Raw genomic sequence first — 16,838 nt, 5'->3', positions numbered from 1 at the left:
GCTTTCCTTATATGACCGCCCTAGCGCGTGCGGCGGCGGATGGCAATCGCGAGGCCGAACAGCAAAACTATCGCCAGCAGCGCCATCCAGTTGCCGACCCGCGCGAACAGGGTGGGGGCGTTGGGCGCAGGGATCGGCACCTCGATCGCGCCGGCCTGATCCGGCGGGATCGATGCGACGAGGCCGCCGGTGGCGTCGATCACCGCCGAGATGCCGGTGGGGGTCGAACGCAGGATCGGCAGGCCCTCTTCGGCAGCGCGCAGCCGGGCTTGCGCAAGATGCTGCGGCGGGCCCCAGCGGCCGAACCATGCGTCGTTCGACGGGTTGAACAACAGCGCCGGACGGTGCGCGCGATCGACGACCTGACCCGAGAAGATGATCTCGTAACAAATCTGCATGCCGACCGGGCCGAAGCCGGGCAGCGCGAGCGTCGCCGGACCGGGGCCGGGGCGAAAGTCGATATCGCCCATCACGAGGCGCGACAGGCCGAGCGGTTGGAGGATCGAACGCATCGGCAGATATTCCCCGCCGGGGACCAGATGCGCCTTGTCATAGCGGCCGACGATGCGGGTGTCGGGGGTGATGGCGAAGACCGAATTGCCGGCGTCGCTGACCTGTCCGTCGGCGCCGAAGAACAGCGCGGTGCCGCCGACCAGTGCCGCATCGCCCGGCCCCAATGTGCTGGCGATGCGGGCGCGCAGCAGGGCGGGCGATTGCTGGTACCACTCGGCCGGATAGCCGTCCTCGAGGTAGAAATTGACGGTGCCTTCGGGCCAGACGATCAGACGCGGGGCGCGGCCGGGGGTGCCGGAGAGTTCGATCTGCTTGTCGAGCAGGCGCTGGTCATAGCCTTCGCTGCGGACGACTTCCTGCGGGAAATTGGGCTGGATGACGCGGACGCGGGGCGTGGTGTCGGTCGGGGGCGGCGTGGGGGCCGTCTGGCCGGGGACCAGCATCAGCAGCGCGAGCGCGACGATGACGCCGGCACGAATCTTCGGCCGGGGCAGGAGCAGCAGCGCGCTGGCGACGACGGTCAGGCCGGACAGCGCATAGGTGCCGGTATAGGCGGCGAGGGCACGCAAGGGAGTCGGCACCCAGATCACCGCGATCGGGTTCCACGCATAGCCGGTGAAGACGATCGCGCGGAGATATTCGGTACCGATCCACGCGGCACCGGCGACCAGGACGAAGCTCAAATCGGGGCGGTCGCTGTGTCGGCCGAGCTTCCACGCGATGGCGCCCGCGAGCATCGGATAGATGGCGAGGTAGAGCGCGAGGCCGACGACCGCGACATAGCCGAGCGCGGGCGGCATCCGGTCCTGAAAGTCGAAGGCGTGCTGGATCCAGTTGTTGCCGATGGTGAAATGGGCGACGCCGAACAGCCATGACCGCCACACCGCCGCCTTCAGCGTCGGGGCGCGGTGGACCAGCCACAGCCACAGCGCGAACGCGGCGAGCGTGACCGGCCACCATTGCAGCGGTGCGAAGCCGAGGGCCGAGGTCAGGCCGGCGAACAAGGCGAGAAGAGCGGGCACGGCGCGCATATCCGCTGTGCGCGGCGTGGGTGCAAGGGGGTGCGCTTCGCCTATGCGATGCGTTTGCGGGGGACAATGCGTCACCCCTGACTTAATCCGGGGCCATGTAGTCTTGGAGGTATCTGCGCGATCAACGGAAGAAGCGGGATCCTCGATCAAGTCGAGACCGCTGCGAACGTCCGCTTCACCGTATTCCCGCGAAGGCGGGGATCCAGAGCCGCGTTCGCAAAGCTCTGTTTTGCTTGGCCCTGGACCCCCGCCTGCGCGGGGGTACGGAAGAGTTTCAGGATAGGTGAAGGTGTTTCGCCGAGGTCTCGATCAAGTCCGGGGTGACGAGGTTGCAAAGGCGGCTACGCTTTCAAGTCAATTGTGGCGTCCCTATTTCCAACCCATGAACCCGTATGTCTGGCTCGCCATGGCGATCGTCGCTGAAGTGATCGCGACCTCGACGATGCGCGCGACGCAAGGGTTCACGCGGATCGGCCCGTCGCTGGTGACGGTCATGGGCTATGCGGTCGCCTTCTACTGCCTGTCGCGGACGCTGGAGCAGGTGCCAACGGGCATCGCCTATGCGATCTGGTCGGGGGTCGGGATCGTGCTGGTCGCGGGCATCGCCTGGGTCTGGCACGGACAGCGGCTGGATGTGCCGGCGATGGTCGGCATGGGCCTGATCATCGCGGGCGTGATCGTGATGAACCTGTTTTCGAACAGCGTCGCACACTAAGTCGCGGGCGAAGGAGTTTCCCAATGAACCAACCGGTGACCGTCGATATTCCCCATCAACTCGGCCGCGCGGGCGTGCGGCAGCGGATCGACAGCAGGATCGACAAGTTGGCGGGCATGATCCCCGGCGGCACGCTGCACGACAAACGCTGGGACGGCGACACGCTGCACTTCACGGTCAGCGGCATGGGGCAGACGGTGCAGGCGCGCTGCGAAATGCACGACGCGCATGTCCATGCGGTGCTCGACCTGCCGCCGATGCTCGCGATGTTCGCGAACAAGATCAAGGAGAAGCTGGGCCGCGACGGGCCGGCACTGTTGAAGTAGCGCCTTGGTTGAAGGCGGTTCCGGCCCGCTCCGCCACCCACATCGTACAATGCGTGGGTGGCGGGATGGGGGAGCGGGCCGGAACCCCGAAACGTGCCGGCGGCACGTTTCCAGACGGCGCGGCTCAGCGCGCCGCGAGCGGCTGGCTGACCCGCCAGATGGTGTTGCCGACATCGTCGGCGACCAGCATCGCGCCGGTGCGGTCGGCGATCACCGCGACCGGGCGGCCATGCACGTCCTTGCCATCGGCGGTCAGGAAGCCGGTGAGCAGGTCCACCGGCTTGGCATTGGCGACGGGGAAGCCATTGGCGGCGAAGGGGATGTAGACGACCTTGTAGCCCGAGGGCGGCACGCGGTTCCACGACCCGTGCAGGCCGATCACCGCGCCATTGTCGAACCGCTGGCCCAGCCGCATGTCGGCGGTGAAGGCGAGGCCGAGCGGCGCGACGTGGGCGCCGAGCGCATAGTCGGGGCGGGCGACATACTGGCGGAGATCGGGGCGCTGGGGCTGGACGCGGTCGTCGATATATCCGCCCCAATAATGCCATGGCCAGCCATAGTTGCCGCCGAATTCGACCTTGGTCAGATAGTCGGGCGGCATGTCCGACCCCAGCATGTCGCGTTCGTTGACGACGGTCCACAAATCCTTGCTGCGGGGTTCGAACGCCATGCCGTTGGCGTTGCGCAGGCCGGTGGCATAGATGCGGAACGTCTTCTTCGCCGGATCGACCTGCCAGATCGCCGCGCGGTTCTTTTCGATATCGAGGCCGTTCTCGGCGATGTTCGAGGCCGAGCCGACGCTGACATAGAGCGACTTGCCATCGGGATCGGCGACGACGTTGCGCGCCCAGTGATTGCCGCCGCCGGGCAGGTCGACGATCTTTTCGGGCTGGGCGGTGATGCGGGTCTGGCCGAGGCGGAAGGGATAGCGGAGCAGCGCGTCGGTGTTGGCGACGTAGAGCGAGTCGCCGACCACCACTATGCCCGATGGCGAGTTCAGCCCGGTCAGGAACACCGACCGCGCCTCCGCCACGCCATCGCCATTGGCGTCGCGCAGCAGGGTGATGCGGTTGGCGGAAGCGCCGCCGGCGCCGGCCTTGTCCATGAACAGCCGCATGAACCAGCCGGTGATGCCGCCGCCCTCGCGCGGGGGGCTGTTGCTTTCCGCCACCAGCACGTCGCCATTGGCGAGGCGGTAGAGCCAGCGCGGGTGGTCGAGGCCCTTGGCGAAGGGCTGCACCTGCAATCCGGCGGGGGCGGTCGGGGTCTGGCCATCCTGCCAGCCGATCGGGTCGGCGACGCGGACGGTCGGGAACCACTGGTCGCGGACCTGGGTCAATTGCGGGGTACGTCCCGCCACCGCATTCTCGCTCAACTGCGCCCGGTCGGGTCGGGAGAGGTAAAAGACCAGCCCGGCGATCAGGACCAGCAGGACAAGGCCGAAGCGGAGGACGTGTTTGCGCATGCCCCGTGAATAGGGCGGCGCGGGCGACGGGGGAAGGGGGTGCGGACCGAGCGCCAAAAGGGCCGCCGGTCACAAGGGAGAAAGCACCGGCGGCCCGTCGGACCGATTCGAAGGGGGCTTGCAAACCGGCCCGCGCCACTGTCGCTAATGGAGGCGAGTTGTTTTGTGAAACCGATTAAATCGTTGTCGGTGATCGGTTTTGGCTGTCGTCGCGCGGCGTTGGTGGCGATGCCCCTCCACCATGCCGCATATGGTCCCAGTCCCCCACATGCGGGGAGGGATTCATTCTTCGATTTGCGGGTGCGGGGGATGGAGACGCAGGCGCAGGACGCGGCGGGTATCGGCGGCGACGATCTCGATGCGCCAGCCCGAGGGATGGTCGAGGCACGCGCCCTGTTTCGGGACTTCGCCCGCCAGCACGAAGGCGAGGCCGCCCAGCGTTTCGACATCCTCCTCGACTTCGCCGAGGCGCGGATCGATCAGTTCGGCGGCATCCTCCAGCTCGGCGCGGGCATCGGCTTCCCACGCGCCGCCCTCCAGCGGCACGAACAGGTCGGTCGGCGCCTCGTCATGCTCGTCCTCGATCTCGCCGACGATCTCCTCGACCAGATCCTCGATAGTGATCAGGCCGTCGGTGCCCGAATATTCGTCGAGCACGATGGCGAGATGGGTGCGGCTCGCCTGCATTTGCGCAAGCAGGTCGAGCGTGCCCATCGATTGCGGGACGTAGAGCGGCTGGCGCAACAGGCCGATCGCGGTCGGGGGATGCTCCTCGCCCTTGGCAAGAATCGCGAACACGTCCTTCACATGGACCATGCCGACGATGGTATCGAGCTTCTCGCGATAGACGGGCAGGCGGCTATGGCCGGCTTCGGCGAACAGCTTCACCACATCGGCGAAGGGCGTATTCTCTTCCAGCGCGACGATGTCGGCGCGCGGCACGCCCATGTCGCCGGCATCGCGCTCGCCGAAATGCAGGATGTTCCGCAACATCTTGCGCTCGATCGGCGACAGGTCGCCGGCGACCGGTGCGTCGTTTTCGTCCTCATGCGCTGCGATCACTTCCTCGATCCGTTCGCGCAGCGTCTCGCTGGCGTCCTCCCCGAAGATCAGCGAGCGCAGCCCCCGCCATATGCCCCCTTCGGAGCTGCTACTGTCGCCGGGCGTGGTGCTGGTCGAAACGTCGGCCATGATGGTCGTGTCAGTCCTCTGTAACCGGATAGGGATCGTGCAGGCCGAGTTCGGCGAGCGTCGAACGCTCGATCGCCTCCATGGCTTCCGCCTCGGCATCATTTTGGTGGTCATGGCCTAGCAAATGCAGGCAGCCATGGACAATCAGGTGCGTGGCATGATCGGCGACCGAAATGCCGCGTTCCGCCGCCTCGATGGTACAGACGCCGTGGGCGAGGACGATGTCGCCGAGCAGGACTTCGCCATCGTCGCTGTTCTGGGTGACGGTATCGAGCAGGTCGGGCTGGATCATGGGGAAGGACAGGACGTTGGTCGGCTTGTCCTTTTGCCGATACTGGCGGTTGAGCGTCTGCACCTCGTCATCCGACGTCAGGCGTATGGCGATCTCGATCAGCGCCGGGTCGGTCAGCCACGCGCCCTGCGGCGTACGGCCGATCGCGGCGGTGGCGGCGCGGGTGGCGAGCGCCTCCCAATCCTGGTCGTGCGGCCAGTCGGCCTCTGCCTGTACGGCGATATCGATCATCCGAGGTCGGTCCTTGCGAAGTCGTCGCCCTTGTAGAGCAAAGTGGCGTTGTTGGTACGGGCGCAGGCATAGGCGAAGCAATCGCCCATGTTGAGTTTGGCTTCGTGGCGACCCTTGCCGTAGCGGCGATGCGCTTCCCCAGCGATATGCGCCTCAGCCTCGCCAATCGGCACCATGACGAAGCGATTCTCGCCGGCAAAGGCGTCGGCAATTTCAGCGGAGAAGGCGTCGCCATATTTCGTCGCGCGCGCGACCCCGCTGATCGTCTCCCACCGCGCGATCGGCGACCAAAGCGGCGTGTCGAACGACAGGAGGCGATCATTCTGTTCAAGATAGTCCGCTTCGCGGGCCAGTATCGCAACCAGCACCGATGCATCGACGAACGCGGTCACAGGTTACCCGACAGGTCGTCATAGAATGCCTTGTCTGCAGCAAGGCCGCTTGGTTCGGGAAGCGGGTAGCGCTTGTAGAAATTCTCCAGCCGTTCGCGAGGCGTCGCGACGCTGCGGTTGCGTTCGAGTTCGGCTTCGACCGCGCGACGGACTGCCTCGGTCTTGCTGGTACCGCGAAGGCGCGCCAGTTCCTCGACCAATGCGTTGGTTCGCTCGTCCTTGATATACAGCGAGGCCATTACCGGTCTCCAAAGGGATATCCCGCAAGGTAATGCGGGATATCCCGCTACTCAAGCGTCCTTGCCCTCATAGGCCTCGACGATGCGCCCGACGATCGGGTGGCGGACGACGTCGCCGGCACCGAAGCGGGCGAAGGCGATGCCCTCGATCCCCTCCAGCCGGCGGGTGGCGTCGGCGAGCCCCGATGCCTGCACGCCGCCTGGCAAGTCGGTCTGGTTCGGATCGCCGCACACCACCATGCGGCTGTTCTGGCCGAAACGGGTCAGGAACATCTTCATCTGCGCGGGCGTGGTGTTCTGCGCTTCGTCGAGGATGACGAAGGCGTCGGCCAGCGTCCGGCCGCGCATGAAGGCGATCGGCGCGATCTCGATCTCACCCGACAGGATGCGGCGTTCGACCTGTTCGGCCGGCAGGCAGTCGTTGAGCGCGTCGTAGAGCGGGCGGAGATAGGGATCGACCTTCTCCTTCATATCGCCGGGCAGGAAGCCGAGCTTTTCACCGGCCTCGACCGCGGGGCGCGACAGGATCAGGCGCTGGACGCTGCCGGTGATGAGTTGCGCCACCGCCTGCGCGACGGCGATATAGGTCTTGCCGGTACCTGCCGGCCCGAGGGCGAAGATGATGTCGTTGGACAGCAGCTGGTGCATGTAGCTGGCCTGGGCGACGGTGCGCGGGACGATCGTCTTCTTCCGCGTGCGGATCATGATGGACGGGGCGCCCTGACCGCTTTCGGCGCGGAAGATGCCGTCGAGCGCGGGTTGCGACGACATGGCGATGACCGCGTCGATCAGCCCCGGATCGACCTCCTCGCCGCGCAGGATGCGGCGGTGGAGTTCGGTCAGCACCTCGCGCGCATGGGCCACGGCCTCGGCCGATCCCTCGATCCCGACCCGGTCGCCGCGGGCGGTGATGTAGACGCCCAGCCGTTCCTCCAGCGCCAGCAGATTGGCGTCGAATTCGCCGAACAGGCGGGAGAGGAGTTGCGGCTTGTCGAAGCTGAGTTCGGCGCGGGCGCGCTGGCCGGCTACGGCGGGGACGGGCTTGCGGCTCATGCGATCCTTTCGGTCGGAGGGCGATGGCGCGCAGGTCCGGGTATCACCTTGAGTCGGACGGGGTGGCGCGGCAGCATCATAAGCGAGACTGGCAGATGGCTTTGCGGGGGGGAAGCGAAACTTGGTTCACGCTACGGCGCGGAGCGATTCAGGGTTCGCGCAAAGGCGCAAAGGACGCAAAGGCGGTGCCCATATGGTACCGACAGCTTGTCCGGCGAAGCCGGTACATGGGCCGCGCCGGGTTCGAAAAGTCGATGGCACGGATGACACGACCTCTTTGCGTCCTTTGCGCCTTTGCGCGAAACAACCCTTTTTCTCCGCGCCTTCGCGCGAACCAGAATCCTTACTTCAGCGTCGCCATGTCGATGACGAAGCGGTACTTCACGTCGCTTTTCTGCATCCGGTCATAGCCGGTCTCGATCTGGTCCATCGCGATCGTCTCGATATCGGCGGTCAGGCCGTGCTGGTGGCAGAAATCGAGCATTTCCTGCGTCTCGGCGATGCCGCCGATCAGCGAGCCGGCGAGCGAACGGCGGCCGAAGACGAGGGCGCCGACCGACGGCGAGGGGTGCGGCGTTTCGGGTACGCCGACCAGCGTCATCGTGCCGTCGCGCTTGAGCAGGCCGAGGAACTGGTCGAGGTCATGCGACGCCGCGACGGTGTTTAGGATGAAGTCGAAGCTGCCGGTGTGCCCGCCCATCGCATCGGCGTCCTTCGACACGATCAGGTCTTTTGCGCCCAGCCGGATGGCGTCGTCGCGCTTGTTGGGCGAGGTCGAGAAGACATAGACTTCCGCACCCATCGCCGCGGCGATCTTGACGCCCATATGGCCGAGGCCGCCGAGGCCGACGATGCCGACCTTCTGTCCTGGTCCGACCTTCCAATGCTTGAGCGGCGAGTAGGTGGTGATGCCGGCGCACAGCAGCGGCGCGACGGCGGCGAGATCGGCATCGTCATGCTTGATGGCGAGCACGAAGTCCTGATCGACGACGATATGGTCGGAATAGCCGCCAAAGGTGTGGCCGCCGAGCACGGGGTCGGGACCGTTATAGGTGCCGACGAAGCCGGTGCCGGTGCAATATTGCTCCTCGCCCTCATGACAGGACGGGCATTCGCCGCAGCTGTCGACCATACAGCCCACGCCGACCGTGTCGCCGACCTTGAACTTCGTCACGTCGCTGCCGACGGCGGTGACGGTGCCGACGATCTCGTGTCCGGGAACGCAGGGGTAGAGGGTGCCGGGCCATTCGCCGCGTGCGGTGTGCAGGTCGCTGTGGCAGACGCCGCAATAGCGGATGTCGATGGCGACGTCGTTCGCCTGCGGATCGCGGCGTTCGAACGAGAAGGGGGCGAGCTTGCTGTCGGCCGATTGTGCGGCATAGCCCTGAGCGGGGGTCGTCATGCTGGGGTTCCGTTGATGAAGGGGGTCGCCAGCATAATGCGACGCCGCCGCATTCGTTGCCGATACAAAGTATCAAGCGTTTGATTTTTCAGGTTACGCGGCGTTCGCCATGTTCGAGCATCGCCGGGATCACCAGATCCTCCTCATCGGCGAGATGGCGGTTCAGCATGGCCAGCAACGCCTGCGACCGCTGCGCATAGTCGGCGGCGGCGCGATCGACCGCGCCCGATCCGGCAAGTGCGGCGAGCAGGGTCCGCGCGCCTGCGACATTGTGCTCGAGCGCGTCGTGGATCGCGTGATGATCGGCGTCGAGCAGATCGAACCCACGGGCCATGCGCGGATCCAGCGCGCGGAATTTGGGGAAATAGGCATGGTCCTCGATCTGATGATGGCCGTTCAGATGCTGGAGGAAGCGGTTGAGATCGGGGACGAAGCGGCGCTGGAACGCCTGCGCGTCGAGACGGCCCGCGCGAAAGGCGGTCAGCGACGTTTCGACCGCCGCCGCCTCGGCGCGAAGCGCGGCGTGGATGTGCAGCCAGAAATCGGCGAGCTGGCCGAAATTGGCATGGGTGCGCCAGTCAGGCTGGGGATAGGCAGCGCGGAGATAGGCGAGGTCGTCGCCGATGCCGCCGCGCGTCGCGAGATCACTCACGCCGCCGCCCGCACCCGCTCCACGCCCGACAGCGAGACCGCACCGGTCGCGACGATCTCCACCTCGACCATGTCGCCGATCCTGGCATCGGTCAGGAAATGGACCGATTGCAGCCAGGGCGACTTCCCGAGCATCTGCCCGGGGTGACGGCCCTGCCGTTCGACCAGCACCTGACAGGTCCGGCCGATCGTCGCGTCGTTGAACGCCTTCTGATCGCGCAGCAGCGCCGCCTGCAGCCGTTGTAGTCGTTCGTCCATCACGGCAAGAGGGACTTCGCCGGTCATGTCGGCGGCGGGCGTGCCGGGGCGGGGCGAATATTTGAAGCTGAACGCCTGCGCATAGCCGACCGCGTCGACGAGGCGCAGCGTATCCTCGAACTCGGCATCGGTCTCGCCGGGAAAGCCGACGATGAAGTCGCCCGACAGCGCGATATCGGGGCGGGCGGCGCGGACGCGGTCGAGCAGGCGCAGATAGCTGTCGGCGGTATGGCTGCGGTTCATCGCCTTGAGCACGCGGTCGTTGCCGGCCTGTACCGGCAAATGCAGGAACGGCATCAGTTTCTCGACATCGCGGTGCGCGTCGATCAATCCCTGCGTCATGTCGTTCGGGTGGCTGGTGGTATAGCGGATGCGCTCCAGCGCCGGGATGCGATCGAGTTCGCGGATCAGCGCGTCGAGGCCGCGACCATCGCCGTCGACCCATGCGTTGACGTTCTGGCCGAGCAGCGTGATCTCGCGCGCGCCGCCATCGACCAGCGCCTTCGCCTCGTCGACGATGCGGGCGAAGGGGCGGCTGATCTCGGCACCGCGGGTATAGGGCACGACGCAATAGGTGCAGAATTTGTCGCATCCCTCCTGCACCGTCAGGAACGCGCTCGGGCCGCTGCGGCGGCGGGTGGGAAGGTGGCCGAACTTGGATTCAGGCGGCATGTCGGTGTCGAGCGCGGGCTTGCCCGCCGCCGCATCGGCGACCAGCTTTGGCAGGTTGTGATAGGCTTGCGGGCCGACCACGACGTCGACCTTCGCCCGGCGGACGATCTCTTCCCCCTCGGCCTGCGCGACGCAGCCGGCGATGGCGATCATGGGATCGGCGCCGTGTTTGCGCAGGCGGCCAATGTCCGAATAGACCTTTTCGGTTGCCTTTTCGCGGATATGGCAGGTGTTGAGCACGACCAGATCGGCGGCATTGGCATCGTCGGTCGCGGTCATGCCCTGCGCCGCCATCAGTTCGGCCATGCGCTCGCCGTCATAGACGTTCATCTGGCAGCCGAACGATTTGACGTGGAAGGTTTTCGGGGTGGTCATCGGCCGGCCCTTACCGGATTTCCGCCTTGGTAGGAAGGATTCGGGTTCACGTGGAGGCGGGGAGAGAAGAAGGGTTTCGTCTCGCGCGAAGGCGCGAAGGACGCAAAGGGGTTGCGGGACGGGTGGGCGAAGCCCTCTCCTCAAACGAGTATATCTTCGGAGCCGCCGTCGCGGCGGACGGTCGATCTTTGCGCCTTTGCGCCTTTGCGCATTTGCGCGAACCGACCTCTTCTTCGTGGCTTCGCGCCGTCGCGTGAACTTGATCTATGATTGCCTCTCCGCCATGACCTCGGCGATCAGGTCCTTGCGGCTCAGTTTGCCGATCATCGTCTTTGGCAGGGTCAGGCGGACGACGACCTCGTCGACGCGTTCGTGCTTGCCCAGTTGCGGGTTGAGCCACGCCTTCAGCGCATCGCCGTCGATATCGGCATCCTCGGCGAGCGTCACATAGGCGTGGGGGCTTTCGCCGCGATAGTCGTTGGGCAGGCCGACGACCAATGCCTCGCGAACGGCGGGGTGGTGGTAGAGGACGCGTTCGATCTCGCTGGGGAACACCTTGAACCCGCCGACCGCGATCATGTCCTTCAGCCGGTCGACGATGCGGATGAACCCGTCCTCGTCGATCGTGCCGACATCGCCGGTACGCAGCCAATGGGTGCCGTCGGTATCGACGCAGAAGGTCGTATCGGCAGTGTCGGGCCGTCGCCAATAGCCGCCCATGATCTGCGGCCCGGCGACGACGATCTCGCCCGGCTGGTCGAGCGGGGCGGGGAGGTTCGGATCCTCCTTGTCGACCAGCCGGACGCGGGTGCCGGCGATCGGCTGGCCGATGCTGCCGGCCTGTTGCGGACCGGCATAGGGGTTGCACGAGACGACACCCGAGCTTTCGGAGAGGCCATATCCCTCGACCAGCGTCGCGCCGGTCGCCGCCTCGAACCGTTCCTTCAGTTCGGGCGGCATCGGCGCACCGCCCGAGATGCAGTAGCGCAGCGACGAGAAGTTGGTCTGCTTCAGGCGCGGATGGTCGAGCAGCGCACGGTACATGGTCGGTACGCCGGGCAGTGCCGTCGCCTTGGTCCGGTCGAGTGCCGCCAGCACCTGCCCGGCATCGAACCGGGGCAGCAGCACGATTTCGCCGCCGGTCACCACCGTGCGGTTGAGGACGCAGGTATTGGCGAAGACATGGAACATCGGCAGCACGCCGAGGATGCGGTCGAGTTTGGTATTGCCATCCGGGTCGAGCCACGCGACCTGTCGGGCATTGGCCGAAAGATTGGCGTGACTGAGCATCGCGCCCTTGGGACTGCCGGTCGTGCCGCCGGTATATTGGATAAGCGCGAGATCGCGCGTCGGATCGATCTGCGGCGTCCCGCAGCCGCCGTCATTGGCGATGAGGGCGGAGAAGGCGGACACGCGCGGATCGTCGGGACGCGGCGTCACCTCCTGCGATCGGAACCAGCGGTAGAAGAGCGACTTGGCGGCGGGCAGGGCACCCGCCACCGACCCGACGACCAGCCGTTCGAGCGAACTGCGCTCCAGCACGTCCAGCGCGGTCGGCAGCAGCGCCGAGGCGGACAGGGTGAAGAGCAGCTTCGTCCCCGAATCCTCGACCTGCGCCGCCAGTTCCTGCGCGGTGTAGAGCGGCGAGAAATTGACGACCGTCGCGCCGAGTTTGAGGATGCCGTAATAGGCGGCGATGTAATGCGGCACGTTCGGCAGGAACAGGCCGATGCGGTCGCCGGGACCATAGCCCAGTTTCGCGAGGCCGCAGGCGACCCGGTCCGCGCCGTTCTTCGTTTCGGCATAGCTGTAATGCCGGCCAAGGAAATCGATCAGCGGGGCGGTGCCGCGCCGGGCGGCCGATTCCTCGAACAACGTCACCATCGACATCGGCGGTATCGGTTCGTCCCAGCGAACCGGATGGGCGTAGCGGTCGAGGATCGGTGCGGCGCTGCTCATTTACAAAGGTGTAAGCAAGCGTTGCGCTTCATGCAAGCCGGGTTGCGCCACCCGTAATCGCAGGCGGCAGGGGTCAGGCGGCGAGGGGGAGCGGCGGTGCCCGGCCGGCCCGGTCGCGGCCGGCGGCTTTCGCTTCGAACAGCGCCTTGTCAGCCAAGCGGTAGAGGCGTTTCCAGTCACTTTCGTCGGTGAGCGGTCCGTGGCAGATTCCGATGCTGCTGGTGACGCGCAGGTCGTAGGGCAGGCGTTGCGCACGGACGTTGGCGAGCAGCACGTCGGGATCGGGCATCGCCGCTTCCGGTCCCAGCAGCGCGAATTCCTCGCCGCCCATCCGCGCGACCAGCACGCCGGGCGGGGCATGGAAGCGCAGCGTGCGCGCGAACTGGCGCAACACCTCGTCGCCGCCGTCATGGCCGATCGTATCGTTGACCAGTTTGAAATGGTCGATGTCGAACAGCATCAGCGTACGCGGTCCTTGCGCGGCGATCGCCCGCGACAGGAAGGCGCGGCGGTTGAGGAGGCCGGTCAACGGATCGGTATCGGCGAGCTCACGCGAGATCGCCTCCTGCCGCACGGCTTCGTCGCGTTCGCGACTGAGCACACGGATGCGATAGGCGATGGCGATGCTGGCCATCAGTGTCTCTATGCTCATCGCCAACAGCGTCGAATTGTCGATCCAGAAACTCCAATCCAGCAGATTGAGGTTGTAGAGCGAACGGAAGACCAGCATCACCATCGGCGATGCCCAACTGAGCGCGAACAGCCACAGGAAGTCGCTGCGCCGTCGCCATGCGTGCCACACGACCAGCGCGACCGACACCGGCGCGACGAACATCGTCAGCGAGAAGATGCGGTCGAGCAGGGCGATAGCGAACGGACCGACCGCGATCATCAGTACGCCGAGCGTGCCGAAGACGGCGATCACGCCGTAGATGAGCTTCAGCGGCCAGCCATCGAGGATGCGGCGTTCGAAAAAGGTGGCGCAAAAGGCGAGTGCCGAGGCCATGCCCCACGATAGCACCACATAGCTGGTGAGGATGCGCCGGTTGTTGTCGAGGTCGGGAAGCAGCCATGCCACGAACCCGGACGAGGAGCCGGCGTAGATGATCAGGCAGGCGAGCACTCCGCAATAGGCGATCTGGAAATCGTGGTGCAGCACACGCCACAGCGCGAAGTTATAGAAAAGCAGCCCTGCGCACAGGCCGATGAACCCGGCATAGAGCGCGGCGAGCAACACGTTCGACCGCTGGCTCTGGGCATCGCTGGCGACCCGAGCCCCGACTAAAATGCCACGAAGATTGCTGGCGCCGCCGACCCGCCACAAAATCCGTTCGATCGGCGCGCCATTCGGCGTGAAGCGATGTTCGATCATCGCTCCCAGTTGGATATGCCGGGAAATGCCGACGCTGTCGCTGAGCGAACCGGTGATACGACCATTGGCGGCGATGGCATAGACGGCAAGCGAATCCTGCCACAAACTGACCTGCCGCACGCGAATTGGCGCGGCCGGATCGGCGGGGCGGGGCAGGCGACCCGACAGGACCCAGTAATCGCCTGGCCCGAAATCGGTCTGGCGAGAAGTGCAATCGAACCGGCCGGGCCGTGCCAGTACCGCACGGACCGTATCGCCGGGCTGGACGCGGCTGATGCAGGTCGTGATCGGTGTGCCGACGATCCCGGCCTGCGCACGTGCGGGCACGGCGCCGAGTGCACCGCACGCCAGGAACAGCGCGATCACCAGGGTTCGACAGGCCGATAGCATACGGCCGGCATGCCATCCGACGCGCCAAGATTCGGTTAACGCGGCGTTTGGTTTTTCGGGCCGGGTGTCAGTTGGCGGCGACGACCGCGGCGGTCAGGCCGGCCATCGTCGCCTGCTGCGCAAGCTGGCGCAGCGTGTCCGCACTGGTGCCGGCCGGGGTCATCACCCGCGCGCTCGACCGGCCGGGGCCGACCGATTGCGGAAAGGTCGTCGCGCGGCTCGGCTTATGCGCACCCTGTTGCCGGACGAAGGCGGCGACGGCCTCGCTCGGGCCGCTCACCACCAGTTCGGGACCGTCCTGTGCCGGGCTCAGGCCGCATCCGGCCAGCAGCGTCGCCGCCGCGATCGTCACGTAAATCCGCATCCTCACCCCTATCGCTCGCCGCTTGGTCGCGGTCGTTGGCTGGGGCCAAGCTGACATGCGCGGACGCGACGCGCAATGGGGTTGGATGGAGGGTTTAACCCAAGGCCTCATCGAGCAGGCGGGCGAGGCGCAAACCGCCTTTCTTTACCTGTCCCTGCGCCACCGGCACCAGCCGGGCGATGGTCGCGTCGTCGAGCTTGACCCGCCCGGCGGGCTTGGGGCCGCAGCCATCGCCGCCGAGCGCGGGGGCATAGGCATAGTCGCGGCTGATCTGCCAACTGTCGCGGCTCCAGTCCTCGACGCTGCCGGCCTGGATGGGGGCGCGTTCGGCGGGGGTGTAGGCGCGCAGGATTGAGGGTGGGGTGGTGATCGCGCGTTCGGCGAGCGGACCGTCCCAGATCGAATGCAGGTTGAAGCGATCGGGATGATAGATGCCGTAATCACCCTTCACGCGGTTGCCGCCCAGATCGCCGCGATCGCCGGCATGGAGCGGCATGTGCAGGTCGCCGACGAAATGGACGAGAAAGACGAGCGCCATTACCTTCTCGCGCATCGGGACCTTCGGGTCTTTCAGCAGCTTCACGTCGCGCTCGATCTGCGCGGAGACACAGTTGCCGTCCTTGCACGCGGCCTTCAGGTCGAACGGCTTGCACACGTCGACATTCTGGTAATGCCATGAATAGGCGTAGCTGAAGCGTTCGCCGAGCGGCTTGACGCAATCGGCCCACACGCTCGCTTCCTCGATGGTGCGCGCCGGGCAGGTGGGCGTTTCGAGCAGCGCCTGATGCCGCAGGATGCGGTCGATCGCGGCGCGGGTTTCGGGGCGGACGTTCAGCCGCGCGATGGTGGCGACGCTTTGATGCCCATATTCCCAATAGGCGTAAGCGGGGGAGGTCGCGAACAAACAGGCGACCGCAAGCAACAGGCGGCGAATCATAATGCCGGCTTTAATGCCTGTCGTACGGCATGGAAACCGGGCGCTATCCTTCGTCACCATAGATGGCGGTGCGGCGGGTGCCGTCGCTTCCGGCGCGACCACGATACATGCCCGGCGTGGTGAAGCTCCATGCGACGTCGCCGTTGGGGCCAGCGACGATGACTCCGCCGGTGCCGCCGAGCGCTCTGGTCTCGGCAAGGACATGGTCGGCGGCGGTCTGCAGATCCTCGCCGGTGAAGCGGATGCGCGCCGAAATCTCGTGCGCGACGCCGATGCGGATGAAGAATTCGCCCGCGCCGGTCGCCGAGACGGCGCAGGCGCGATCGTCGGCATGGGTGCCGGCACCGATCAGCGGCGAGTCGCCGACCCGGCCCCAGCGCTTGCCGGTCACCCCGCCCGTCGAAGTGGCGGCGGCGACATGGCCGGCGGCATCGACCGCGACCGCGCCGACCGTGCCATATTTCATGTCGACGTCGAACCAGCCATCGGGATTGGCCTTCATCGCATCGAGCTGCGCGCGGCGTTCTGGGGTGACGAACCAGTCGGGATCGACCTGTTCGACATTCTGTTCGGTGGCGAAGATGTCGGCCCCCTTGCCGGCGAGCAGGACGTGCGGGCTGTGGTCCATGACGGCGCGGGCGAGGCTGACCGGATGACGGGTCCGGGTGACGCCGGCGACGGCACCGGCCGCACGGGTGGCGCCGTCCATGATCGCGGCGTCGAGCTCGATCGCGCCGTCGAAGGTGAAGACCGCGCCACGCCCGGAATTGAAGGTCGGATCGTCCTCCAGCACCTGTACCGCCGCCTCGACCGCATCGAGCGCGCTGCCCCCGGACGCGAGGACAGTTTCGCCGGCGGCAAGCGCCGCGTCGAGACCGGCGCGGGCGGCGGCGTCGGTCTGTGCGCTGACGGTGTCGCGGGTCAGGATGCCGGCGCCGCCATGCACCAACAGGGTCCAGCGGGGGGCGGGGGCACTCGACATGGTTTCATCCTGCTACGGTTATGTGCCG

At 66.4% G+C, this 16,838-nt stretch carries 17 protein-coding genes; 2 read left to right on the top strand and 15 right to left on the bottom strand.

Annotation, left to right across the window (positions count from 1 at the left end; translation table 11 throughout):
* Positions 1–20 precede the first annotated feature (20 nt).
* A complete protein-coding gene (lnt, locus tag ACZ1JS_RS09655; protein ID WP_465165889.1) occupies positions 21–1,544 on the bottom strand; it encodes an apolipoprotein N-acyltransferase in 1,524 nt (507 codons plus the stop codon).
* A gap of 382 nt (positions 1,545–1,926) precedes the next feature.
* On the opposite strand from lnt, the gene ACZ1JS_RS09650 reads away from it, so the two are divergent.
* Positions 1,927–2,259, top strand: coding sequence for an SMR family transporter (locus ACZ1JS_RS09650; protein WP_465165888.1), 333 nt, complete (start codon positions 1,927–1,929; stop codon positions 2,257–2,259).
* Positions 2,260–2,282: 23 nt separating this feature from the next.
* A complete protein-coding gene (locus ACZ1JS_RS09645; RefSeq protein ID WP_465165887.1) occupies positions 2,283–2,585 on the top strand; it encodes a polyhydroxyalkanoic acid system family protein in 303 nt (100 codons plus the stop codon).
* A gap of 124 nt (positions 2,586–2,709) precedes the next feature.
* Here the strand turns inward: ACZ1JS_RS09645 and ACZ1JS_RS09640 are convergent, their stop codons facing one another.
* The 14 genes from ACZ1JS_RS09640 to ACZ1JS_RS09575 all read right to left on the bottom strand — a co-directional run bounded on the left by ACZ1JS_RS09640 (position 2,710) and on the right by ACZ1JS_RS09575 (position 16,810).
* The gene (locus ACZ1JS_RS09640; RefSeq protein ID WP_465165886.1) at positions 2,710–4,050 is read right to left on the bottom strand and encodes a PQQ-dependent sugar dehydrogenase; all 1,341 of its coding nucleotides are present in this window, start codon (positions 4,048–4,050) and stop codon (positions 2,710–2,712) included.
* Positions 4,051–4,332: 282 nt separating this feature from the next.
* Positions 4,333–5,241, bottom strand: coding sequence for a hemolysin family protein (locus ACZ1JS_RS09635; protein ID WP_345878085.1), 909 nt, complete (start codon positions 5,239–5,241; stop codon positions 4,333–4,335).
* 10 nt (positions 5,242–5,251) lie between these two features.
* On the bottom strand, positions 5,252–5,764 hold the full coding sequence (gene ybeY / locus ACZ1JS_RS09630; protein WP_465165885.1) for an rRNA maturation RNase YbeY: 513 nt from the start codon (positions 5,762–5,764) through the stop codon (positions 5,252–5,254).
* Positions 5,761–6,156 (bottom strand): type II toxin-antitoxin system VapC family toxin, encoded by a 396-nt coding sequence (locus ACZ1JS_RS09625; protein WP_465165884.1) that lies wholly within the window; start codon positions 6,154–6,156, stop codon positions 5,761–5,763. Before ACZ1JS_RS09625 ends, ybeY begins: the two co-directional genes overlap by 4 nt.
* A complete protein-coding gene (locus tag ACZ1JS_RS09620) occupies positions 6,153–6,395 on the bottom strand; it encodes a type II toxin-antitoxin system VapB family antitoxin (RefSeq protein ID WP_465165883.1) in 243 nt (80 codons plus the stop codon). The genes ACZ1JS_RS09625 and ACZ1JS_RS09620 overlap by 4 nt, the downstream gene beginning before the upstream one ends.
* Before the next feature lie 51 nt (positions 6,396–6,446).
* Complete coding sequence (locus tag ACZ1JS_RS09615; RefSeq protein WP_110151408.1) at positions 6,447–7,448, bottom strand: PhoH family protein; 1,002 nt, start codon at positions 7,446–7,448, stop codon at positions 6,447–6,449.
* A gap of 343 nt (positions 7,449–7,791) precedes the next feature.
* Positions 7,792–8,850 carry an NAD(P)-dependent alcohol dehydrogenase gene (locus ACZ1JS_RS09610; RefSeq protein ID WP_465165882.1) on the bottom strand — a complete coding sequence of 353 codons (1,059 nt, stop codon included), beginning with the start codon at positions 8,848–8,850 and terminating at the stop codon, positions 7,792–7,794.
* 88 nt (positions 8,851–8,938) lie between these two features.
* Positions 8,939–9,502: a hemerythrin domain-containing protein gene (locus tag ACZ1JS_RS09605; RefSeq protein WP_465165881.1), complete on the bottom strand. Its 564-nt coding sequence runs from the start codon at positions 9,500–9,502 to the stop codon at positions 8,939–8,941.
* Positions 9,499–10,806 carry a tRNA (N6-isopentenyl adenosine(37)-C2)-methylthiotransferase MiaB gene (gene miaB, locus ACZ1JS_RS09600; protein ID WP_465165880.1) on the bottom strand — a complete coding sequence of 436 codons (1,308 nt, stop codon included), beginning with the start codon at positions 10,804–10,806 and terminating at the stop codon, positions 9,499–9,501. Before miaB ends, ACZ1JS_RS09605 begins: the two co-directional genes overlap by 4 nt.
* A gap of 264 nt (positions 10,807–11,070) precedes the next feature.
* Positions 11,071–12,765 carry a long-chain-fatty-acid--CoA ligase gene (locus ACZ1JS_RS09595; protein WP_465165879.1) on the bottom strand — a complete coding sequence of 565 codons (1,695 nt, stop codon included), beginning with the start codon at positions 12,763–12,765 and terminating at the stop codon, positions 11,071–11,073.
* Between the two features lie 73 nt (positions 12,766–12,838).
* Positions 12,839–14,503: a sensor domain-containing diguanylate cyclase gene (locus ACZ1JS_RS09590; RefSeq protein WP_465165878.1), complete on the bottom strand. Its 1,665-nt coding sequence runs from the start codon at positions 14,501–14,503 to the stop codon at positions 12,839–12,841.
* Between the two features lie 91 nt (positions 14,504–14,594).
* The gene (locus tag ACZ1JS_RS09585; RefSeq protein WP_465165877.1) at positions 14,595–14,891 is read right to left on the bottom strand and encodes a hypothetical protein; all 297 of its coding nucleotides are present in this window, start codon (positions 14,889–14,891) and stop codon (positions 14,595–14,597) included.
* A gap of 94 nt (positions 14,892–14,985) precedes the next feature.
* Positions 14,986–15,828 carry a S1/P1 nuclease gene (locus tag ACZ1JS_RS09580; protein ID WP_465165876.1) on the bottom strand — a complete coding sequence of 281 codons (843 nt, stop codon included), beginning with the start codon at positions 15,826–15,828 and terminating at the stop codon, positions 14,986–14,988.
* A gap of 43 nt (positions 15,829–15,871) precedes the next feature.
* Positions 15,872–16,810: an isoaspartyl peptidase/L-asparaginase family protein gene (locus ACZ1JS_RS09575; protein WP_465165875.1), complete on the bottom strand. Its 939-nt coding sequence runs from the start codon at positions 16,808–16,810 to the stop codon at positions 15,872–15,874.
* Positions 16,811–16,838: the final 28 nt, after the last annotated feature.

The organism is Sphingomonas sp. BL-S-05 (genome assembly GCF_055521695.1).
The sequence above is the reverse complement of the archived record's forward strand: the minus strand, read 5'-3'. Positions and strand labels throughout refer to the sequence as shown.

What these genes read in the sequence shown, in the direction of transcription:
- lnt (WP_465165889.1), bottom strand. Translation starts at nt 1,544, where the DNA reads ATGCGCGCCGTGCCCGCTCTTCTCGCCTTGTTCGCCGGCCTGACCTCG.
- ACZ1JS_RS09650 (WP_465165888.1), top strand. Translation starts at nt 1,927, where the DNA reads ATGAACCCGTATGTCTGGCTCGCCATGGCGATCGTCGCTGAAGTGATC.
- ACZ1JS_RS09645 (WP_465165887.1), top strand. Translation starts at nt 2,283, where the DNA reads ATGAACCAACCGGTGACCGTCGATATTCCCCATCAACTCGGCCGCGCG.
- ACZ1JS_RS09640 (WP_465165886.1), bottom strand. Translation starts at nt 4,050, where the DNA reads ATGCGCAAACACGTCCTCCGCTTCGGCCTTGTCCTGCTGGTCCTGATC.
- ACZ1JS_RS09635 (WP_345878085.1), bottom strand. Translation starts at nt 5,241, where the DNA reads ATGGCCGACGTTTCGACCAGCACCACGCCCGGCGACAGTAGCAGCTCC.
- ybeY (WP_465165885.1), bottom strand. Translation starts at nt 5,764, where the DNA reads ATGATCGATATCGCCGTACAGGCAGAGGCCGACTGGCCGCACGACCAG.
- ACZ1JS_RS09620 (WP_465165883.1), bottom strand. Translation starts at nt 6,395, where the DNA reads ATGGCCTCGCTGTATATCAAGGACGAGCGAACCAACGCATTGGTCGAG.
- ACZ1JS_RS09615 (WP_110151408.1), bottom strand. Translation starts at nt 7,448, where the DNA reads ATGAGCCGCAAGCCCGTCCCCGCCGTAGCCGGCCAGCGCGCCCGCGCC.
- ACZ1JS_RS09610 (WP_465165882.1), bottom strand. Translation starts at nt 8,850, where the DNA reads ATGACGACCCCCGCTCAGGGCTATGCCGCACAATCGGCCGACAGCAAG.
- miaB (WP_465165880.1), bottom strand. Translation starts at nt 10,806, where the DNA reads ATGACCACCCCGAAAACCTTCCACGTCAAATCGTTCGGCTGCCAGATG.
- ACZ1JS_RS09595 (WP_465165879.1), bottom strand. Translation starts at nt 12,765, where the DNA reads ATGAGCAGCGCCGCACCGATCCTCGACCGCTACGCCCATCCGGTTCGC.
- ACZ1JS_RS09585 (WP_465165877.1), bottom strand. Translation starts at nt 14,891, where the DNA reads ATGCGGATTTACGTGACGATCGCGGCGGCGACGCTGCTGGCCGGATGC.
- ACZ1JS_RS09580 (WP_465165876.1), bottom strand. Translation starts at nt 15,828, where the DNA reads ATGATTCGCCGCCTGTTGCTTGCGGTCGCCTGTTTGTTCGCGACCTCC.
- ACZ1JS_RS09575 (WP_465165875.1), bottom strand. Translation starts at nt 16,810, where the DNA reads ATGTCGAGTGCCCCCGCCCCCCGCTGGACCCTGTTGGTGCATGGCGGC.